The sequence below is a fragment of the Sphingomicrobium sp. genome, from assembly GCA_036563485.1.
In the GTDB taxonomy this organism is placed as follows: Bacteria; Pseudomonadota; Alphaproteobacteria; order Sphingomonadales; family Sphingomonadaceae; genus Sphingomicrobium.
Window position 1 is genome coordinate 1 of record DATCMI010000001.1, and the last position, 20,534, is coordinate 20,534.

The window sequence follows — 20,534 nt, forward strand, 5'->3', positions numbered from 1 at the left end:
CATCGATTATGTCGAGCTGCCGACCGCGACCGCGCATGAGCTGACGCGCGCCTTCTACTCAAAGGCGTTTGGTTGGCAGTTCGCGGAATATGGGCCGACCTATTCGGCGACGACCAATGGCACGACCGACGTCGGCCTCCAGGGGGATCCGTCGGATGCCCTTTCGGCGCCGCTGCCGGTGATCCGGGTCGAAGACCTCGAAGCTGCGTTCGACGCGGTCTCGAAGTCGGGCGGCGTCATCGCCAAGCCGATCTTCTCCTTCCCTGGCGGGCGGCGCTTCCACTTCATCGATCCGTCGGGCAGCGAACTCGCGGTCTGGAGCGAGACCTAGCGGCTGAACTGCGCCCACGGGTGGGCGCCGAGACGTTCCGCTACGGTATCGACGCGCGGTTCACTCCCGAGATAGATGGCGAGCCCGCCGGTATGGCGGAGCGCCGCGGAATCGAGCTTCAGCCAGCGGGCGACGCATCCGCGAGGTAGCCGGCGTGATGAGACGACGATGTCCGCCTTGGCACAGGCGCGGGTGATCGTTGTCCAGTCGATGCGCGTTGCCGACCGGGTCCCGAGCAGGCGCCACTGCGCCCCTCCCCTGAGCAGTAGCGCGACGCAGGCGTCGCGCGAGCAGGCGCTGAACTGTTGCGCGTCAAGGCTCGCGGGTTCGCCGTCGAAGCCGGAGGCCTCGGCAACGAGGCTGCGGACATAGTCGCCGGCGCGGTCGCGCAAGAGCAAAGGGCGGCCATTTTCAACCACCGCCACATGCATGCCGTCGCCGGTGACCAGCAGGTCGGGCGCTGGCGCAAGGGCGGCACCAAGGGCGCCCACCGCCACCGGCATCATCCCGAGAAGCCGCAGACGCGTGTTCCACAAGCACAGCCAGATCCCTCCGGCGACCATCAGCGCAAACGACCAGGTGGGCATCGACGGCGTGAGGAAGACGGCGCCGCTGGTCCCGGAGACCGCATGTGCGACGCTGAGCAGCGCTTCGATCGCATGGCGGCACAGCCACCAGAATGGCGCACCCCAACCCAAAGGGTCGAAAGCGAGCGCCAGCGCCTCGGTCGGCATGATGACGAAGGTCGTCATTGGGATGGCGACGATGTTGGCGAAGACGCCGTAAAGGCCGGAACGGTGGAAGTGGTAGAGTGCGATCGGAGCCAGAGCAGCTTCGACCACCAGGCCGGTCGCGACCAGCCCGAGGAGGCCGCGGCCGAAGCGCTTGACGGGTCCCTCGTCGCGGCGCTGGAGCAAATTGCGCGCCCATTTCGTCGAGTGGAGCGCAACGATTGCGGTGACCGCGCCGAAGCTCATCTGAAAACTTGCGCCGGCCAGTGCCTCGGGGCGGAACAGCAGCACCAGCAGCGCGCCGGTGGCGATCAGGCGAAGGCTGAGGGCGTCACGGCCAAGCGCAATGCCGAGCAGCACGAGCAAGGCGGCGACGCAGCTGCGCACCGTCGGCACCTGCGCGCCGGTCAGCAATGTGTAGCCGACGCCCGCCGCGGCTGCGACGGCCGCCGAGACCAGCACCAGGTTGAAGCGCAGCGCCAGCCGCTCGCTAAGCGCGAGAAGCTTCAGGCTGAGCAGCATCGCAAAGCCGACGACCGCTGCGATATGCAAGCCGCTGACCGACAGCAGGTGTGTGAGCCCCGAGCGGCGCATCGCTTCGGCATCCTCCTTCAGCACCGCATTCTGGGCGCCGGTCGCGAGGGCGACCCCGATCCCCGCCGGTCCTTCGGCCAAGCGGCTTTCGATATGCCGGCGCAGGTTGTCGCGGGTGCCGTCCAGCCCGCGCGCCTGTCCCGGCTTGAGCACCGTCACGGGTCCGAGCGCCTTGCCGACTGCGCCGATGCGCCAGAACCAGGCATCGCGGGCGAAATCATAAGTGCCGGGCAGCGCCATGGGCGGCGGCGGCGCGAGCCGCGCCTTGGCGCTGATCACCGCCCCGCGTGCAAGGCCAGTTGGTGCTTTGTGCTCGTCGAGCGAGAGACGGATGCGCGGCGGAAGTTCGTTCCCGTTGGGGCGCACCGTGAGCCGGACGCTATCGCGCGCGGCAAGGTGGTCGACGGCTTCGACCGTGCCGCTGACCTTCGTGACCACAGGGCGTTCGAGCCGCGGCTGCGCGACATAGGCTGCGCGCGCCCAGATGAGCCCGCAGCCGATCGCGGCGGCCAAGGCGAACCAGCCGAGTGCTAGACCGGCCCGGCCCTGCCCAAGCACAAAGCCGCCGAGCGCCAGCCCGGCAGCGACGAGAAGGAAGGAAAGCCATTGATTGGGGGCATCGAGGGCGAACCAGGCGGCGATGCCGCAGCCGAGGCCGACGACAACCCAGGGCGGAAGCTGCGTACGCTCCGCCTCGAGGAGCGTCTCCAGCCGCTCCGCAGCCGCGGAAAACCGCGCCTTCCAATAGCCCCGAGCCCGCTGTGGAAGAGCAGCTTCCCCTATGTTAGGGGCGCTCGTCCATTGCATTGCAGAAGAACCAAGAGAGGAAAGCGCGCCTCAGCGCAAGCATGAGTTCACGTCCCACAGATCAGCGGCCGGTCGTCACACGTTTCGCCCCCTCGCCCACGGGAATGCTTCACATCGGCAACGCCCGCACGGGCCTGTTCTCATGGCTCTACGCGCGCCACCACGGCGGCAAGGCGCTGCTGCGGATCGAGGATACCGACAAGGCGCGGTCGACGGACGAGGCGATCGCGGTGATCCTGGACGGGCTGCGCTGGCTCGGCATCGATTGGGACGGGCACGAATATTATCAGTCGCAATTTTGGGCGCGCCATGCGGAAGTCGCCCACCGCCTGCTCGAGCGCGGCCACGCCTATCGCTGCTACATGACGCAGGAGGAGCTCGCCGCGCAGCGCGAGACGGCGCAGCGCGACCGCAAGCCGTTCCGGATCGAAAGCCCGTGGCGCGACACCGCGGACGAGCAGGCCGACAAGCCGTTCGTTATTCGGCTGAAGGCGCCCCGCGAGGGCGAGACGGTGATCGACGACCTCGTCCAGGGTACGGTGTCGGTCCAGAATGCGGAGCTCGACGATTTCGTCCTTCTGCGCTCCGACGGGACCCCGACCTATATGCTGGCCGTAGTCGTCGACGACCATGACATGGGCGTCACCCACATCATCCGCGGCGACGACCATCTCAACAATGCCTTCCGCCAGCTGGCGATCATCCGCGCCATGGGCTGGCCGGAGCCGACCTATGCCCACATTCCGCTGATCCACGGCCCGGACGGCGCCAAGCTGAGCAAGCGGCATGGGGCGATGAGCGTCGCCGATTATCGCGACGAGCTCGGGATCCTGCCCGAAGCCTTGTTCAACTATCTGCTTCGCCTCGGCTGGGGGCATGGCGACGACGAGATCATCAGCCGCGAGCAGGCGATCGAGTGGTTCGACCTGCCCCAAGTCGGCAAGTCGCCGTCGCGCTTCGACTTCAAGAAGCTGGAGAGCCTCAACGGCCATTATATGCGCGAGGCCGACGATCAGCGGCTCGCGGACCTGATCGCGCCGAAGCTCGGCATCGGTGAGGAGCAGCGCGCGCTGCTGGTCAAGGCAATGCCGGAGCTCAAGACGCGCGCGAACACCGTGCCGCAACTTGCGGACAGTGCAGGCTTTTTGTTCACCGAACGGCCGCTCCGCGTCGACGACGCCGCCGCGGCGCTGCTGACGCCGGACGCCCGCGGCCTGCTTGCTGCCGCACACGGCAAGCTTGCCGCGCTTGCGGAGTGGGACGGAGCATCGTTAGAGGCAGCCATCCGCGACGTTGCGGAGGCGGGCGGCGTTAAGCTCGGCAAGCTCGCCCAGCCGCTTCGCGCCGCGCTTACCGGGCGCACGACCTCGCCCGGGATTTTCGACGTTCTCGCGCTGCTGGGCAGGGACGAAGCCCTCGCCCGCATCGCCGACCAAATGGAGCCTGCAGAATGACCGATCAAAGCGTGACGTTGAAAACGCCGGGGGGAGATCATGATTTCCCGGTCCTGGACGGCACCGTCGGGCCGGAAGTGGTCGATATCCGCAAGCTGTACGGCGACACGGGGATGTTCACCTACGACCCCGGCTTCACCTCGACCGCGAGCTGCGAGAGCAAGATCACCTATATCGACGGTGAAAAGGGCATCCTCCTCCACCGCGGCTATCCGATCGACCAGCTCGCCGAGCAGTCGACCTTCATGGAAGTCGCCTACCTGCTGATCCACGGCGAGCTGCCGAAGAAGGCGGAGCTCGAATCCTTCAACTACACCATCAGCCGCCACACGATGGTCCACGAGCAGCTGGCGACCTTCTTCCGCGGGTTCCGGCGCGACGCCCACCCGATGGCGATCATGTGCGGCGTGGTCGGGGCGCTGTCAGCCTTCTACCACGACAGCACCGACATCACCGATCCCGAGCAGCGGATGATCGCGTCGCACCGGCTGATCGCCAAGATGCCGACGCTGACGGCGATGGCGTTCAAGTACAGCCTGGGGCAGCCGTTCATGTACCCCCAGAACAACCTGTCCTATACTGGCAACTTCCTGCGCATGACCTTCGGCGTCCCGGCCGAGCCGTATGAGGTCAACCCGATCATCGAGCGGGCGATGCGGCGGATCTTCATCCTTCACGCCGACCATGAGCAGAATGCGTCGACGTCGACGGTGCGGCTGGCGGGGTCGTCTGGAGCCAATCCGTTCGCCTGTATCGCGGCGGGCATCGCCTGCCTGTGGGGCCCAGCGCATGGCGGCGCCAACGAAGCGGCGCTGAACATGCTGCGCGAGATCGGCGACGTGAAACGCATCCCGGAATATATCGCCCGCGCCAAGGACAAGGACGATCCGTTCCGGCTGATGGGCTTCGGCCACCGCGTCTACAAGAATTTCGACCCGCGCGCGAAGGTGATGAAGGCGACTGCCGACGAGGTGCTGAAAGAGCTCAACATCTCCGACCCGGTGCTCGATGTCGCCAAGGAGCTCGAGCATATCGCGCTCAACGACGATTATTTCGTCGAGAAGAAGCTCTATCCGAACGTCGATTTCTATTCCGGCGTGATCCTCAATGCGATCGGCTTCCCGACCGACATGTTCACCGCTTTGTTCGCGCTGGCGCGGACGGTCGGCTGGGTCGCGCAGTGGAACGAGATGATCGCCGACCCAGCGCAGAAGATCGGCCGTCCGCGGCAGCTCTACGTCGGTGCGCCGCAGCGGGACTATGTCCCCGTCGACCAGCGGAGCTAGGCCGCCGGCAAGGTCAGCGTGAAGCGGGCGCCCTCGCCCGCGCTGCTGTCGAGGGTCACGTCGCCGCCCATCGAGCGAGCCAGGCGGCGGGAGATGGCGAGGCCGAGGCCCGTGCCGCTCGCCTGGGCGTCGCCGCGCTCGAAGCGCTCGAAGATCCGCTGCTCGTCGCCGGGCGAAATGCCCGGGCCCTCGTCGCTCACGGTGACGGAGGCCGTCCCGGCGGTGCTGGCGAAGCTCAGCCGCACCGTGCCCCCCTCGGGCGAATGGCGAAGCGCGTTGACGATCAAGTTGACGACGATCTGGATGACGCCGCGCTCCTGACCGCGCACGCGGAGCGGCCGCGGCTGGCCGAGATCGATGGTCACGCCCCGCTCCTCCGCAGAAGATTCGAGCATGATGACCGCTTCGGCGCTGAGGCCGGCGAGATCGACCACGTCGTGGCCCTGCGACGGGTCCTCGCTCATCGAGCGAAGCACCGACATCAGGTGCCGGGCTGCCGACGCAATGTCGTTGCCGTAGCTCGCATAATCCTCGCGCAGCGGCCCATCGGCGCCGGCGGCGATCCTGTCGGCCGTCTCGATGATCCGGTCCACGGGTGAACGAAGCAGCTCGTCCAGCTCACCGTCGAAGGCGAGCCCGTGCCGCGCCGGTGCATGCGCCGCCTGCTCGGCGACAGCCTTGCCGCGAAAACCGGCGAATGCGCCGTCGGCCCCCGTGACCACGTCGCCGCTGAGGACGAAGGCGGTGCCGCGGTCGTGCCTGCTCCGCGCCCGTTGGCCGGAGAAGCCGCGGCGGGTCGCGGCGGCAGCGATGAGCGGCATGTCCCCGTCTTCGCCTTCCTCCAGCCGGACGAGGCAGGTGAGCGGCGCCCCTGCGGCTTCGAGCGGATCGACGCCGAGCCGCTCGGCAAGACCTGGGGAAAGAGCGATGATGCGCAGTTCCTCGTCGGCGCTCCACTCGTCGGCGCTCGGCGAGGCTGTGGCATCGCCACCGCCGCCGAGGATTGCGGCAAGCCGAGGCGCGGCCGGCGGACGCACCGTCCAGCCTTCCAGCGTCAGCAGGATCTGGTCGCCGTCGGGAGCGGCGCTTACCCAGAGTTCGACATCATGGTCGGCAGCGGCGGCGATGGCCGGCCGCGAAACCGCCGTGCCCAACGTCCGTGCGAGATCCGCGACAGCGGCGACCTGCGGCAGCGCGAGCTGCTTGCCCATTCCTGAGCCGGCCTCCCGCTGCAGCGCCTCCAGCTCCGGGTCGGCGGACACCAGGCGCCCTCCGGCATCAAGGCGGCCCACCACGGCACGCGGCTCTGAAGGCACGCTAGCCATGCCGGCCACTCAGTGCGTCGACCGCAGCGCGATAATGGGGCGAGGCGGCAAGCCAGTTGCGGGCCGCGGCGACCTCGTCTGCGTGGAGGTTGTCGAATTCGGCGATCGCGGCGGCCGGATCGTCCATGCCTAGCAGGTCGCCGATGCTCGCCAGAATGGCGGCAGCCAAGTCGCGCGAGAATGAGGCGCATCGCAGGAGTCGCGCCAGCCGTCCCGCTTCGCCGGAGAGGAGTTCGGCGATGGCAATTCCTGGCGCGATCTCGGCGCGAAGGCCGATGGCGCCGGCAAGGAAGGCGACCTCGCCTTCCTGCGCCGCGGCGGCCAGGAGTTCGTCGCTCAGCGCGTCGGCGGCGACCAAGGCGCGCAACAGTCGGGCGGTGAGCACATCGCTGCTGCGGTCGGCGTCGTGCCGGTGCAGCAGCTGCGCCACCGCCGACCCGAGCTCCGCGTCGGCATCTTCGGCGCTGCCGCGGACGGCAACATCGTGCCGCATGACGGCGGCGACTGCGGCGGCGAGGCGGGAGGCGAGGTCCGGCGGAAGGTCGTCGAATGCGAGCAGGCATTGGCCGAAGCGGTCGCGCCTGCGGCCCTGCCCGAGGATCAAGCCCATGGCGGCGGCCGCGACCCCTGCGTCCTGATGACTGACCAAAGCCTGGAGTGCACGCGCACCGCGACGGCCGCTGCGCGCCCGGGCGGCGGAGCCGATCCGCTCCTCGTCCGCGCGGCGCAGGAGGAGGGCGATCAGCTCGGGCTCGTCGAGCAGGCCCGAGCGGGTCAGGGCTTCCACGAGAGACGTCTCGTCATCGTTGGCTCCGGCCCGGCCGACCGGCAGCGCGGCGCGCAGGTCGGCGGCGATGTCGCCGATCAGGCAATGGAGCATTGCGGTCATCAGCGCCCGTTCCTGCTCCGTCAGGCGCTCTGCCGGGGGGAGGAAGAAATCGGCGCGGACGGTGTCCAGCCGCTCGCAGCCCGCGGCGCGTGCAGGCGCACTGCGCCCGGCTGCGGGCGCTGCGATCGGCCATTCTTCCGGCATCATCTCGGCCCGCGTTTATCCGATTTGAGTTAACTTGCGGTCAATTGGACGAATTGTGCCGCACGTGCTGGATGATGAAAAAGGAGATCGCCGCGTAAGCGAGAAGGCCGATCAGATAGCTGTTCCATGCCCCGGCGAGGGCGAATGGGACAGCGGCGACGATCGCGCTGCGGCGCGAGATCAGCCATAATTCGGTGTCGGGCATGCCGGTGCGCTCGAGCCGCGCGGCTTCAGCGAAAGCGGCGGCTGCGGCGGCAGTCACGAGTGCCCCCCAGCCCCCGAGCCCGCGCATTTCCCACCATCCGAGCGCAAGCAGGGCGATCCCGGCGGCGGGCCATAGGGCCCGGCGGCTAAGCAGCCGCACCGGGAGCGGGCGAAGGCGAAGCGCCGCAAGGCGGCTGGCGATGAGGTCGAGCGGAAGGCCGAGGATCAGGAGGATAAGCCCGGCGCCGAGCCATCCCTTGATGAAGCAGAAAGCGGCGACGAGAGTCAGCGCGACCGCACCCCACATCAGCCATAACGGCGGGACCCGCTGCTTCATCAGTAGCTCGGTCGCGAATTCCTCGATTGGCGGGAGCAGGTACCGGCTGACCCAATCAGGGCGCGCGCCGCGGGAGCCGACGAGCAGGCGGCGCTGGAAATCCTGGAGATCCTCGGCGCTGTCGGCGAGCAAGGGATCGCCGCCGAGCTCGCCGGACGAGACCCGCCGCGCGCCTTCCTGGATCGTCCGGCGCAACAAGGTCGATTGAAGGTCCCAGTCGCCGAGCATCGCCGCCGTCGAGGCGAGCAGGTTCGAATCGACCACCGCCACCCCTGCCCAGCGGGCTTCGGCGTCGATGCGCTCGAACATGGCATGGGCTTCGTCGTCGGGCACTGTGGCGATGGCGGGTTCCGCTTCCTCGGCAAGGCTCGCAACGAGGTCCGCGGGAGGAGCGACGCCATCGCCGATGAGGAGGATGGTCGATCCAGCTTCGAACCGGCTGACGGCTTCGCGAACGTCGCTGCAGGGAATTACGCCGACGCCGTCAAGGCGGAGACGCTCGAATGCGTCCTGCAGCGCCTGCGGCACCCGCTCGACGACAATGATGATGGGGGCGGCGCCGGCGGCGACGGCGCAGCGCACCTGATATTCGATAAGCGTGCGGCCGGACAGCGGGAGAAGCGCGCGCAGCCCCCCGCTATCGTCTTCCTGATAGGCGCCGATCAGCGCGCCGACCGCCATTCGCATCCCTCCCCGTCGAAAACCCTCTCTAATCGCTTTCTTGCCCCTTCAAAGGTGGTAAACTGTTTCTTGCGATGACACCCACCCCACAGCGCGCCGAACCCCTGCAAGCGGACCCGCACGCAGGCGAGCCCCTCGAACTCACGAGTGCGGAGGCTTACGACTCGCTGGCTGCGGAGGAGCAATGGCTCGAAGCGCCGCGAGCGGCCGAGGACCGCAACGCTGGCGGCCGGCAGGTGCTCGGCATCGCGCTCGCCGTCCTTGCGGCGCTGTGGCTCGCTTATGCGGCATGGTCCGCGGGACGGACCCTTGCCGGGCAGCCGCTCAGTTCGCCGCTGCTGGCGCAATGGCTGGCGGTGGCGACCGGGCCGCTGGCGCTGCTCGGCCTGCTGTGGCTGATCTTCGGGCGGACGCGGCGCAAGGAAGCCGAGCGGTTCACCCGTTCGGTCGTGGCGATGCGCTCGGAGGCGCGCTCGCTGGAGGCGCTGCTCGCGGTTCTTTCACAACGCATCAACGATAGCCGCGCCGATCTGACCATGATGGCGCAGCACCTGATGCAGCTCGGCGACGATGCGACGGGCAAGCTCGGCGGCATTACCCAGCAGTTCGACACCAGCAGCGAGCGGCTGAAGCGTCACGGCGACGCACTCGACCGCGCCGCCGAATCGGCGCGCAATGACATCGGCGTCCTGCTCGAAGACCTGCCGCGCGCCGAAGAGACGACGCGCCGCCTGTCCGAGCAGCTGCGGTCCGTGGCCAGCGATTCGGCCGAGAAGACGGCGGCTTTCGGCGAGCAGGTGGACCAGCTGTCGGCACGCACGCGGGATGCGGAGCAGATGATTTCCGAAGCCACGGACCGCCTGGCCGTCCGCCTGTCCGAGATCGAGACGGCCGGGGCGAGCGCCGGCGAACGGGTCGGCGAAGCGGAAGCCGTCATGGCCAGTACGCTCGACACCTTGCTCGATCGGACCGCCGCGACGCTGGACGAAGTCAGGGCGGGGATCGACGTGCAGGCGAGTGCTGTTGCGTCGCTGGTCCAGCAGGCCTCGGCCGGGATCGGCCGGGCCGGCACCGAAGCATCGGAGTCGCTCGCGTCCAACCTCGCCCGCGCCAACACCTCGCTCGAAATGCTGTCCAGCCGCGTCGCCGAACAGGATCAGGCCTCGCAGCAGATGATCGCCGAGATCGAGCGCGGGCTGGCGCTCATCGACGAAAAGTTCAGCGAACTTGCGAGCCATGGCGACGAACGCGCCAACCGCTTCCTTGAATCACTGACACGCGCGCGCACCGAGCTCGACACGCTGGCCGGCCAGGCAAGCAGCCAGGACCAGGCGATCGGCGCGGTAGCCGAGCGCACTGCGTCGCTGCGCGAGACTGTGGACCGGCTGACCGACGAGATCCGCGACAATCTGGGCAGCGCCATCGGCGAAGCGCAGGGCGGCGCCGACCGGCTGTTGCAGGCGGCGGGCGCAATGCGGCCGGAGATCGGCTGGCTGCGCGATGCCGCTGTGGAGGTGGACGAACGGATCGCCCGCACGGGCCAGGGTATCGTCGAGCATCAGGACGCGCTTGCCGCCCTGCTCAGCCAGGTAGACGACGGCGTCGGGACGTCGACGGCGCGACTGGAAGAGCTCGCCTCCGCCATCATCGAAGCCCGCGCCGAAGCTGGGATCCTGGCGGCGGAAACCGGACCGTCGCTGGTCAGCGCCCTGGTCCAGGTCAAGGAAGCCGCTGCCCATGCCGCCGAGCGGGCGCGCGAAGCGATTGAATCAGTCATTCCGGCGAGCGCAGGCAAGCTTTCGGAGGAGACCCGCGCGGCGCTGGAACGCGTCATCCGCGAAAGCATCGAGGATCGCCTGGCGGAAGTCGAAACGGTGGCAGCGCGCGCGGTCGAGTCCGCCCGCAGCGCATCGGACCGTTTGACCCAGCAGATGCTGACGCTCGGCCAGAGCGCGGCGGCGCTAGAGGCGCATGTGGAGGAGACGAAGAAGGAGCAGCGCGAGAAGGACAGCGAAGCCTTCGCGCGGCGCGTCTCGCTATTGATGGATTCGATGAACTCGGCGGCGATCGATGTCGGCAAGATCCTGTCCGACGAGATCGACGACAAAGCGTGGGATTCCTACCTCAAGGGCAATCGCGGGGTCTTCACGAACCGCGCAGTGCGCCTGATCGGGGGCAGCGAAAGCCGCGCCATCCGTGCGCATTACGAGAGCGACATCGAGTTCCAGCGGTCGGTCAACCGCTACGTCCACGATTTCGAAGCCATGCTTCGGCGCGTGCTCGCCGAGCGCGATGGCGGGATGATCGCGGTTACACTGATGTCGTCGGACATGGGCAAGCTGTACGCCGCTCTGGCGCAGGCGATCGACAAGCGCCGCTGAAGCGTCGCCTAATTGTAGAAGTCGAGGTCCTCGGCGGTGATCCAGCCAAAGTTCCAGTTCGCATAATATAACGCGAAGAAGACCAGCGCGAGCAAGGCTGCCTTGAGGAAGTGGCGCTTGGCGTCGAAATGGTGCGGCGCGCTGTCGGCCTGGCCCGGCACCCTTTCCGCCCCGACCTCCTCCGTCGTCCGCACCCCGAACGGCAGCAGCAGGAACGCGCTTGCCGCGAAGAACAGCAGGTAGATGGCAAGGATCGAGGTGAGCTTCATGCCGCGACTTGAAGCAGCATCACCTCGACCATCGGCTTCTTGCCGGTCCACAAGGTCGCGCAGCGGCGGACGGCCAGGCGGACGGCTTCGCGGACCTTGTCCTCGTCCGAACCGGGGCTCCATGCCCGCGTCGCGGCGTCCGCCGCATCAGCGATGAAGTCGTCGCGATCCTCCTCGACCGGGACTCCGAACGGGCGAATCATCGGCTTTCCGGCAAGCTGGCCGTTACGACCGACCGGCAGGGCAACCGCGATCAAGCCGCCAAAGCCGATCTTGCGCCGCTCGTTGACGGTCGCGCCTTCCGCCGGGAGGATCACGTCGCCGTCGAGCACCAATTGGCCGACCCGCACTTCGTCGATCTTCTTCGGCTCGCCCGGCGCGAGGCGAACGACATCGCCATTCTTCTGAACGACGGTGTGCGGAACGCCATGGGCGAGCGCGACACGCGAATGTTCGTTGAGGTGGCGCGCTTCACCGTGGACCGGGATGACGATGTTCGGGCGAACCCAGTCGTACATCTGTTCCAGCTCGGGGCGGCCCGGGTGCCCGGACACGTGGACATGGGCCTGGCGCTCGGTGACGATGTTCACGCCGAGGTCGGACAGCTGGTTCATGATCCGACCGATCGCCACCTCGTTCCCGGGGATGATCCGCGACGAGAAGATCACCGTATCGTCCCTGCCGAGCTTCAGATCGTGGTTGCCCGACGCGATGCGGCCGAGCGCGGCGCGCGGCTCCCCCTGCCCGCCGGTCGCGATGACCAGGACTTCGCTCTTCGGCAGGCGCATCGCTTCATCGAAGCTGATCGGCGGCGGGAAATCGCGGAGGTAGCCGGTCGATTGCGCGACGCGGAGGATACGGTCGAGCGAGCGGCCGGCGACGCAAACCTTCCGGCCCGCCTCCTCCGCGACCCTGCCGATCGTCTCTAATCGCGCGGCGTTGGAGGCGAAGGTCGTCACCAGCACGCGGCCCTTGGCCTTGCGCACCTGCTCCAGCAGGCCCGGTCGCACACTTTCTTCCGATCCCGACGGCGCGTTCTGAAAGACGTTGGTGGAATCGCACACCAATGCGAGAACGCCACGGTCGCCGATCTCCGTCAGCAGATCGGTATCGGCCTCGCTTCCGAGCACCGGCGCCTCGTCGATCTTCCAGTCGCCCGTGTGGAAGATGTTCCCGAACGGCGTTTCGATCAGCAGGCCGTTGCCCTCCGGGATCGAGTGGGACAGCGCTACGAAGGTGATGCGGAACGGCCCGACCTCGATCGTGCCGCCGCGTTCGACCGTGTTGAGCTTCACCCGGCCGGTGAGCCCTTCTTCCTCGAGCTTTCCGGCGATCAGCCCGGCAGTGAACGGCGTCGCGTAAAGCGGCGCCTTGAGCTCGTCCGCGAGGTACGGCAGCGCGCCGATATGGTCTTCGTGCCCGTGGGTGAGGACGATACCGGCAAGGCTGTCCTGCCGGTCCTCGATGAATTCGAGGTCGGGGAGGATGAGGTCGATCCCGGGATGATCCGGACCGGCGAAGGTCAGACCGAGATCGATCATGATCCACTGGCCCCGGCACCCGTAGAGATTGACGTTCATGCCGATCTCGCCCGAGCCGCCGAGCGCGAGGAACAGGAGTTCTTCTCCGGGGGTCATTGGTCGCTGGTCACCATGTCGTGCATCAGGCTCAAACCCTGGATCGTCAAATCGGGTTCAATCGCGTCGAACACTTGCGTGTGCTCGTTGAACAAGGCGGCCAGGCCGCCGGTCGCGACCACGGTCGCCGGACGCGCGAGTTCGTCCCTGATCCGCTGCGTCAGGCCTTCGAGCATCGCGACATAGCCCCAGTAGATGCCGATCTGCATCTGGCTTTGAGTCGTCCGCCCGATCACCGACCTGGTCTGGGCCGGCGCTTCAATCGCGATGCGCGGCAGCTTGGCAGCAGCGCTGACCAAGGCGTCCAGCGACAGGTTGATGCCCGGCGCGATAATGCCGCCGCGATAGGCGCCCTCTGGGCCGACCACGTCGAAGGTCGTCGCCGTGCCGAAATCGATCACGATCAGGTCGCCGGGATATTTCGCATGGGCGGCGATGGCGTTGAGGGCGCGGTCGGCGCCGACATTCTGCGGCTCATCGACATCCAGCTCGATCGGCCAGGCGGCTTTCCCCTGCCCCGCGACAAGCGCCTCGGCGTGGAAATATTTGTTCGCGAGCACCTGTAGGTTGTGGAGCGCGCGCGGCACCACCGTGCCGATCATCACTGCCGTCACGTCGGACTTCGAATAACCCTCGAGCTCCAGCAGCTGGTGGAGCCAGACCGCATATTCGTCCGCCGTCCGGCGGGGGTCCGTCGCGATGCGCCAGCGCGTCTTGATCTCGCCCGCGTCGACCAGCGCGAAGACGAGGTTGGTATTGCCGGCGTCGATGGCGAGCAGCATGGCCGCGCTCCTACCGGTGCTGCCGGCTGTTCACAACTCGACGTCCCCGGCGCGGACAATCTCCAGCGCGCCATTGTCGAGGCGGAGGCGAAGTGCGCCGTCTGGTTCGAGCCCGTCGAAGCGGCCGCTGATAGTCTCGGTCGGGCTGGCGTGGACGGTGAGCCGGGTGCCGAGCGGGTGGGCGCGCGCTTGCCAGGCTTGGGCGAGCAGTGCCGGGGCCGCCGTGCGCCACAGACCCAGCAGCCGGTCGAAGCTTCCGGCGAGCAAGGGCGCGAACGCTTCCGGCGCGATGCGGCCCGACAGGGAAGCGCATTCCCGGTCGGCAAGGATCGGCGCGGTCGCGAGGTTGACGCCTATGCCGACGACGACCCGGTCGGCGCTGCGCTCCAGCAGGATTCCGACGAGCTTGCGGCCGAGCAGCAAAACGTCGTTCGGCCATTTGAGCATCAGCGGCTCGCCGGGGAGCGCCAGGTCGATTGCTTCGATAACGGCCAGGCCGGCGACGAGCGAGAGCGTCTGCGGCGCGGGATCGCGGGGCCGGAGTTCGACCAAGGTGCTGCCGTAGAAGTTGCCGGGCGGAGAGACCCAGTCGCGGCCCTGACGGCCCCTGCCCGCTTCCTGTTCGCGCGCGAGGAGCCAATCGCCTTCGGCGGCGCTTAGGTCTGCCAGCAAGTCCTCGTTGGTCGAGCCGGTGCGCTCGACGATGCGAATGCGGCTCAGAACAGGGATCCGGCAGCGCGGTCGGTGATGGCGCTCAGCGGGCCGATCAGCAGGTATCCGAGCGGCGAGACGGCGATGGCGGCAATCAGGATCAGCGCGCCCTGCACCGGCTCACGGACCCGGGCGTAGGGCTCGGCGGGATCGTCGAAATACATCACCTTGACGATGCGCAGGTAATAATAAGCGCCGATGACGGTACCGAGGATCGCCGCGACCGCGAGCGCGATATAGCCGGCCTGGACCGCGGCGGTGAACACCAGCAGCTTAGGCCAGAAGCCGAACAAGGGCGGGATGCCGGCAAGGCTGAACATGAAGATGGCGAAGGCGGCGGCAAGGCCAGGCCGCGTCTGCGATAGGCCGGACAAGCTGGCGATGTCCTCGACCGGACGCCCTTCCGCGTCGCGCATCCACAGTACGCAGAGGAAGGCGCCGAGCGTCATCACGACATAGATGGCCATGTAGAACAGCACCGACGAGGTGCCCGCCGGGCCAGCGGCGGCGAGGCCGACCAGCGCGAAGCCGACATTGTTGATCGAGGAATAAGCGAGCAGGCGCTTGATGTTGGTCTGCCCGTAAGCGGCGACCGCCCCGAGGAAGATCGACGCGAGCGAGGCGAAGATCACGATCTGCCGCCATGCGTCGGTCGCCGGGCCAAGCGCCTCGATGCAGACGCGGACGGCGAGAAGGATCGCCGCGACCTTTGGCGCCGAGGCGAAGAAGGCGGTGACCGGCGTCGGCGCACCTTCGTAGACGTCCGGAGTCCACATGTGGAACGGTACGACGCTCGCCTTGAAGGCAAGGCCGGCGAGTACGAAGACGAGGCCGAACAGCATGCCGAGCGTCGGCGCGCCACGCTCGAACGCGGCGGCGATGCCGTTGAAGTTCGTCGTGCCGGTGAAGCCGTAGAGCAGCGAAATGCCGTAGAGCAGGATGCCGCTCGCAAGCGCGCCGAGCACGAAATATTTGAGGCCCGCTTCGGCCGAACGCTCGTCGCGGCGGCGATAGGAGGCGAGGACGTAGCCGGCGAGGCTCTGCAGCTCGAGGCCGACATAGAGCGTGACGAGGCTGGTCGCCGAGACCATCACGCTCATGCCGACGGTGCTGAAGATGATCAGCACGGCATATTCCGACGCATGTTCGGCGTGGCGGTCGAACCAGCCATGGGCGGCAATGATGGCGATCGCGGCCGCGGGGAACATGATCGCCTTGCCGAAGCTGGCGAACAGATCGGCGGTTACGAGGCCGTCGAACACGGGCCCGGCGTGCGAGGGCGCGCCGATCAGCGCCACGGTAGCGCCGATGAGCAGCGCGACGGCGAGCCAGCTGATCAGCGTCGAGCCGCGGCGGCCGGTAAACGCCGCCATCATCATCAGGACGATGCCGCCGATGGTCAGGATGATCTCGGGAAGGATCGGGGCGAAGCGCTCCATTAGTGGCCCGCCTCCATATGATGTTCCTCTCCGGCGCCATGCTGCGCGCCCTTGCCGAGTGTCAGTTTCGCGTCGCCCGGCGGCGCTACGGCCTCGAGCCGCTCAAGGACGCGGCCGACGTCGGCGCGGATCGGGCGCAGGAAGCTTTCCGGGTAGATGCCCATCCAGAAGACCGCCGCGGCGATTGGGGCGAGAAGCCACCATTCGCGCATATCGAGATCCTTCATCGCCGCCGCTTCGTTCGTGCGTGCGACGCCGAAGGCGATGCGCCAGTAGAGGAGAAGCATGTAGGCCGCGCCGAGGATGATGCCCGTGGTGGCGACGATCGCCGCCCAGCTCGACGCCTGATAGGTGCCGATCAGCGCCAGGAATTCGCCGACGAAGCCGCTGGTGCCGGGAAGACCGACGCTCGCCATGGTGAAGACCAGGAACAGCAAGGCATAGCCGGGCATGTTGTTGGCGACGCCGCCGTAGCGGTCGATCTCACGCGTGTGCATGCGGTCGTAGACGACGCCGACGCACAGGAAGAGCGCGCCCGACACCAGGCCGTGGCTGAGCATCACGATCATCGCGCCTTCGAGACCCTGGCGGTTCATCGCGAACAGGCCGAACGTTACGAAGGCCATGTGGGCGACGGACGAATAAGCGATGAGCTTCTTCATGTCGCGCTGCACGAGGGCGACGAGGCTGGTGTAGACCACCGCGATGCCGGACAGGACGAAGACCAACGGAATGAACTCGGCCGAGCCGTTGGGGAACATCGGCAGCGAGAAGCGGATGAAGCCGTAGCCGCCCATCTTCAGAAGCACGCCGGCCAGGATCACCGAGCCGGCGGTCGGCGCCTGGACGTGGGCGTCGGGCAACCAGGTGTGGACCGGCCACATCGGCATCTTCACCGCGAAGCTGGCGAAGAAGGCCAGGAACAGCCACTTCTGCACGTCGACCGGGAAGTTGTACGCCATCAGCTCGGGGATCGACGTCGTGCCCGCGGTGAGCGCCATGTAGAGCATGGCGATCAGCATCAGCACCGAGCCGAGCAGGGTGTAGAGGAAGAATTTGTAGCTAGCCTTGATGCGCTCGGCGCCGCCCCAGATGCCGATGATCAGATACATCGGGATCAGGCCACCCTCGAAGAAGACGTAGAAGAGGAACAGGTCCTGCGCCGCGAAGACGCCGATCATCAGCGCCTCCATCAGCAGGAAGGCCGCCATGTATTCGGGAACCCGGCGTTCGATCGCGCGCCAGCTGGCGCCGATGCAGATCGGCATCAGGAACACGCTGAGCATGATCAGCACCATCGCGATGCCGTCGATCCCGAGCGCCCAGCTGATCCCGCCGCCGATCGGCAGCTTTTCGACGAACTGCCACTGGGCGCCGTCGGGGTCGTAAGCCGACCACATGTAAAGGCCGAGCGCGAAGTCGATCAGGGTGGCGATCAGCGCCGTCCAGCGCGCCCCCTCGCGGTTGAGGAACAGCGCGATTGCGCCCGCGATCAGCGGGACGGCGATCATGATGGTGAGCAAGGGCAGAGTGTTCATCGAGCCCACCAGATCGCCCAACTCGCCGCCCCGATCAGGCCGAGCAGCATGACGAGGGCGTAGGAATAGAGATAGCCGGACTGGAAGCGCGCGGTGATGCGGTTACCGAAGCCGACCGCATAAGCCGCGCCGTGCGGGCCGAAGCGGTCGATCGTCTTTTCGTCACCGCGGTGCCAGAAGAGGCGGCCGAGCCACAGCGACGGACGCACGAAGATGCGGTCGTAGAGCTCGTCGAAATACCATTTGTTCGACACGAAGCGGTGGATGAACGGGAAGGTCCGAACGAACCCTTCGGCCGCGCCCGGGCGCCGGATGTAATTGTTGTAGGCGATGGCAAGGCCGATCAGCATGGCGATGGTCGCGCTGAGCTTCACCAGCAGCGGTACCTCATGCATTGCGTGGGCGAGATGCTCGTCGAACGCGAGCGCGCCGTGCCAGAACTCCGGCGCATGGTCCGCTTCGAGGAAGATGCCGTGGAACAGCTGGCCAGCGAGCAGCGCGCCGAGCGAGAGAACGGCAAGCGGCACCAGCATCGACAGCGGGCTTTCGTGCGGGTGATAGCCGGCAGTGCCCGTCGCGGGCGCCGCGTGGGCGCTGTGGCTGCTGTCGCCATGTTCGTCGGACGGGTGGTCGTGATGATCGCCGTGAACGGCATGCTGGATGTGCTCGGACGCCGCCCACCGGGCCTTGCCGAAGAAGGTCAGGAAGATCAGGCGCCAGCTGTAGAAGCTGGTCAGCAGCGCGGCGAAGGAGCCGATCCAGAAGGCCATGGTGCCGGCGACCGAACCGCTGGCCCACGCGGCCTCGAGGATGGAATCCTTCGACCAGAAGCCGGCAAAGCCGAGGCCTGGGAACGCGCCCAAGGCCATGATGCCGACGCCGGTGATCGCCAGCGTGCCGATGACCATCACCCAGAAGGTGATCGGGATCTCCTTACGGAGCGCGCCATAGTAACGCATGTCCTGTTCGCGGTGCATCGCGTGAATGACGCTGCCTGCGCCGAGGAACAGCAAAGCCTTGAAGAAGGCATGCGTGAACAAGTGGAACATCGCCGCGCCATAGGCGCCGACGCCGGCGGCGAAGAACATGTAGCCGAGCTGCGAACAGGTCGAATAAGCGATCACCCGCTTGATGTCGTTCTGCGCGCAGCCGACCGTCGCCGCGAAGATGCAGGTCGCGGCGCCGATCCAGGTGACGACGGTGAGCGCGGTTTCCGACTGTTCGAACATCGGCGAAAGGCGGCAGACCATGAACACGCCGGCGGTGACCATCGTCGCCGCATGGATGAGGGCGCTGACGGGCGTCGGGCCTTCCATCGCGTCCGGAAGCCAGGTGTGGAGGCCAAGCTGCGCCGACTTGCCCATCGCGCCGATGAACAGCAGCAGGCAGAGCACGGTCATCGTGTCGGCGCGCAGACCCGCAAAGCCGATCGTCGAGCCTGCCATCCCCGGCGCTGCCGCGAGGATTTCGGGGATCGAGACGGTGCCGAACACCAGGAAGGTGCCGAATATGCCAAGGCTGAAGCCGAAGTCGCCGACGCGGTTGACGACGAACGCCTTGAGCGCGGCGGCATTGGCCGACGGCTTGTAGTACCAGAAGCCGATCAGCAGGTAGGAAGCGAGACCGACCCCTTCCCAGCCGAAGAACATCTGGACCAGGTTGTTCGCGGTCACGAGCATCAGCATCGCGAAGGTGAACAGCGACAGATAGGAGAAGAAGCGAGACTGGCTCGGGTCGTCCTCCATATAGCCCCAGCTGTAGAGGTGGACGAGGCTCGAGACGCTCGTCACCACGACGAGCATCACGGCCGTGAGGCTGTCGAGGCGAAGCGCCCAATCGACGCGCAGCGAGCCCGAGCGGATCCAGTCGAGCACCGGCACGACCGTCGCTTGCGCGTCGCCGCCAACATAAGAGAGGAATATCGGCCAGCTGAGCGCAGCGGCGGCGAACAAAGCGCCGGTGGTCACCACCTTGGCGGCCGTCCTGCCGATCCAGCGGCCGAACAGGCCGGCGATGATCGCGGCAACCAGCGGCAGGAATACGATGAGAATCAATGGGTGCATTTATCCGCGCATCCGGTTGGCTTGGTCGACCGCGATGGAGCCGCGGCGGCGGAAGAAGATGACGAGGATGGCAAGCCCGATCGCCGCTTCGGCGGCCGCCACGGTCAGGACGAACATCGCCAGCACCTGGCCAGTCAGGTCGCCGAGATAGGCCGAAAAAGCGACGAGATTGATGTTCACCGCGAGCAGGATCAGCTCGATCGCCATCAGCATCAGAATGACGTTGCGGCGGTTGAGGAAGATGCCGAGCACGCCGATCGTGAAGAGGATCGCGGCGACGGCGAGATAATGACCGAGGCCGATCACAGCTTCATCCCCTCACCGAAGCCCGGATCCATGTTCTTGATCGCGTCGCCGGGCCGGCGGCGCAGCTGGCGCGATGCATTGGGCGTGCGCGTATCGCCGCGGCTGCGATGCGTCAGCACGATCGCACCGACCATCGCGACGAGGAGGATCAGTCCCGCAAGCTCGAACGCCAGCAAGTAGCGACTGTACAGCAGCTGTCCAACTGCTTCGATATTCGGCACCCTGGTCCTTGGAATTTCGTGCGCGACTGACGCAGGTCCGGCGCGGTGCGCGAAGACGGCAACGACGATCTCGGCAAGCAGCACGAAGGCGATGATGAGCCCGAACGGCAGGTTTCGCGTGAAGCCGCTGCGAAGGCTCGCGAAATCGACGTCGAGCATCATGACGACGAACAGGAACAGCACCGCGACCGCGCCGACATAGACGATCACCAGCAGCATCGCGATGAACTCGGCGCCGACGAGCAGCATCAGCCCCGCCGCATTGAAGAAAGCGAGGATCAGCCACAGCACGCTGTGGACCGGGTTGCGCGCGAAGATCACCGCAATCGCCGGAACGATGGTGAGCGTCGCGAACAGGTAAAAGGCTATCGTTGCGATCAAGTCGGGGACCCTGTTGCGGCGCG

17 protein-coding genes are annotated in these 20,534 nt (G+C 67.1%); 4 read left to right on the forward strand and 13 right to left on the reverse strand.

The features are described from left to right. Position 1 precedes the first annotated feature (1 nt). Positions 2-331, forward strand: a complete 330-nt coding sequence (locus VIL42_00005; GenBank protein HEY8591231.1) for a VOC family protein — start codon at positions 2-4, stop codon at positions 329-331. Here VIL42_00005 and VIL42_00010 read toward each other — a convergent pair. Next, positions 328-2,463 (reverse strand): ComEC/Rec2 family competence protein, encoded by a 2,136-nt coding sequence (locus VIL42_00010; GenBank protein ID HEY8591232.1) that lies wholly within the window; start codon positions 2,461-2,463, stop codon positions 328-330. The genes VIL42_00005 and VIL42_00010 overlap by 4 nt on opposite strands. A 41-nt stretch (positions 2,464-2,504) precedes the next feature. On the opposite strand from VIL42_00010, the gene gltX reads away from it, so the two are divergent. Both gltX and VIL42_00020 read left to right on the forward strand, forming a co-directional pair. Then, positions 2,505-3,917, forward strand: a complete 1,413-nt coding sequence (gene gltX, locus VIL42_00015) for a glutamate--tRNA ligase (GenBank protein ID HEY8591233.1) — start codon at positions 2,505-2,507, stop codon at positions 3,915-3,917. Further along, positions 3,914-5,203 (forward strand): citrate synthase, encoded by a 1,290-nt coding sequence (locus VIL42_00020; GenBank protein HEY8591234.1) that lies wholly within the window; start codon positions 3,914-3,916, stop codon positions 5,201-5,203. Before gltX ends, VIL42_00020 begins: the two co-directional genes overlap by 4 nt. On the opposite strand, the gene VIL42_00025 is transcribed toward VIL42_00020, so the two are convergent. Genes VIL42_00025 through VIL42_00035 form a run of 3 tightly spaced genes read right to left on the reverse strand, consistent with a single transcriptional unit; the run spans position 5,200 to position 8,783 of the window. Continuing rightward, positions 5,200-6,498, reverse strand: a complete 1,299-nt coding sequence (locus VIL42_00025) for a HAMP domain-containing sensor histidine kinase (protein HEY8591235.1) — start codon at positions 6,496-6,498, stop codon at positions 5,200-5,202. The two genes, VIL42_00020 and VIL42_00025, sit on opposite strands and share 4 nt — an antisense overlap. Before the next feature lie 22 nt (positions 6,499-6,520). Next, on the reverse strand, positions 6,521-7,564 hold the full coding sequence (locus tag VIL42_00030) for a DUF2336 domain-containing protein (GenBank protein HEY8591236.1): 1,044 nt from the start codon (positions 7,562-7,564) through the stop codon (positions 6,521-6,523). Between the two features lie 37 nt (positions 7,565-7,601). Beyond that, the gene (locus tag VIL42_00035) at positions 7,602-8,783 is read right to left on the reverse strand and encodes an NTP transferase domain-containing protein (protein HEY8591237.1); all 1,182 of its coding nucleotides are present in this window, start codon (positions 8,781-8,783) and stop codon (positions 7,602-7,604) included. A 74-nt stretch (positions 8,784-8,857) separates the two neighbouring features. Here VIL42_00035 and VIL42_00040 point away from each other — a divergent pair, with 74 nt between their 5' ends. After that, a complete protein-coding gene (locus VIL42_00040) occupies positions 8,858-11,164 on the forward strand; it encodes a hypothetical protein (GenBank protein ID HEY8591238.1) in 2,307 nt (768 codons plus the stop codon). Positions 11,165-11,172: 8 nt separating this feature from the next. Here VIL42_00040 and VIL42_00045 read toward each other — a convergent pair whose 3' ends face one another. The 9 genes from VIL42_00045 to VIL42_00085 are packed head-to-tail and all read right to left on the reverse strand — an operon-like array spanning position 11,173 to position 20,511. After that, positions 11,173-11,433: a DUF1467 family protein gene (locus VIL42_00045; GenBank protein HEY8591239.1), complete on the reverse strand. Its 261-nt coding sequence runs from the start codon at positions 11,431-11,433 to the stop codon at positions 11,173-11,175. Then, positions 11,430-13,070, reverse strand: coding sequence for a ribonuclease J (locus VIL42_00050; GenBank protein ID HEY8591240.1), 1,641 nt, complete (start codon positions 13,068-13,070; stop codon positions 11,430-11,432). Before VIL42_00050 ends, VIL42_00045 begins: the two co-directional genes overlap by 4 nt. After that, positions 13,067-13,852: a type III pantothenate kinase gene (locus tag VIL42_00055; protein ID HEY8591241.1), complete on the reverse strand. Its 786-nt coding sequence runs from the start codon at positions 13,850-13,852 to the stop codon at positions 13,067-13,069. Before VIL42_00055 ends, VIL42_00050 begins: the two co-directional genes overlap by 4 nt. A gap of 30 nt (positions 13,853-13,882) precedes the next feature. Next, a complete protein-coding gene (locus VIL42_00060; GenBank protein HEY8591242.1) occupies positions 13,883-14,629 on the reverse strand; it encodes a biotin--[acetyl-CoA-carboxylase] ligase in 747 nt (248 codons plus the stop codon). After that, positions 14,569-16,002: an NADH-quinone oxidoreductase subunit NuoN gene (gene nuoN, locus VIL42_00065; protein HEY8591243.1), complete on the reverse strand. Its 1,434-nt coding sequence runs from the start codon at positions 16,000-16,002 to the stop codon at positions 14,569-14,571. The genes VIL42_00060 and nuoN overlap by 61 nt, the downstream gene beginning before the upstream one ends. Continuing rightward, complete coding sequence (locus VIL42_00070; protein ID HEY8591244.1) at positions 16,002-17,540, reverse strand: NADH-quinone oxidoreductase subunit M; 1,539 nt, start codon at positions 17,538-17,540, stop codon at positions 16,002-16,004. The genes nuoN and VIL42_00070 overlap by 1 nt, the downstream gene beginning before the upstream one ends. Then, on the reverse strand, positions 17,537-19,603 hold the full coding sequence (nuoL, locus tag VIL42_00075) for an NADH-quinone oxidoreductase subunit L (GenBank protein ID HEY8591245.1): 2,067 nt from the start codon (positions 19,601-19,603) through the stop codon (positions 17,537-17,539). Before nuoL ends, VIL42_00070 begins: the two co-directional genes overlap by 4 nt. Continuing rightward, positions 19,604-19,909 carry an NADH-quinone oxidoreductase subunit NuoK gene (gene nuoK, locus VIL42_00080; protein HEY8591246.1) on the reverse strand — a complete coding sequence of 102 codons (306 nt, stop codon included), beginning with the start codon at positions 19,907-19,909 and terminating at the stop codon, positions 19,604-19,606. Further along, the gene (locus VIL42_00085; protein ID HEY8591247.1) at positions 19,906-20,511 is read right to left on the reverse strand and encodes an NADH-quinone oxidoreductase subunit J; all 606 of its coding nucleotides are present in this window, start codon (positions 20,509-20,511) and stop codon (positions 19,906-19,908) included. Before VIL42_00085 ends, nuoK begins: the two co-directional genes overlap by 4 nt. Between the last annotated feature and the right edge of the window lie 23 nt (positions 20,512-20,534).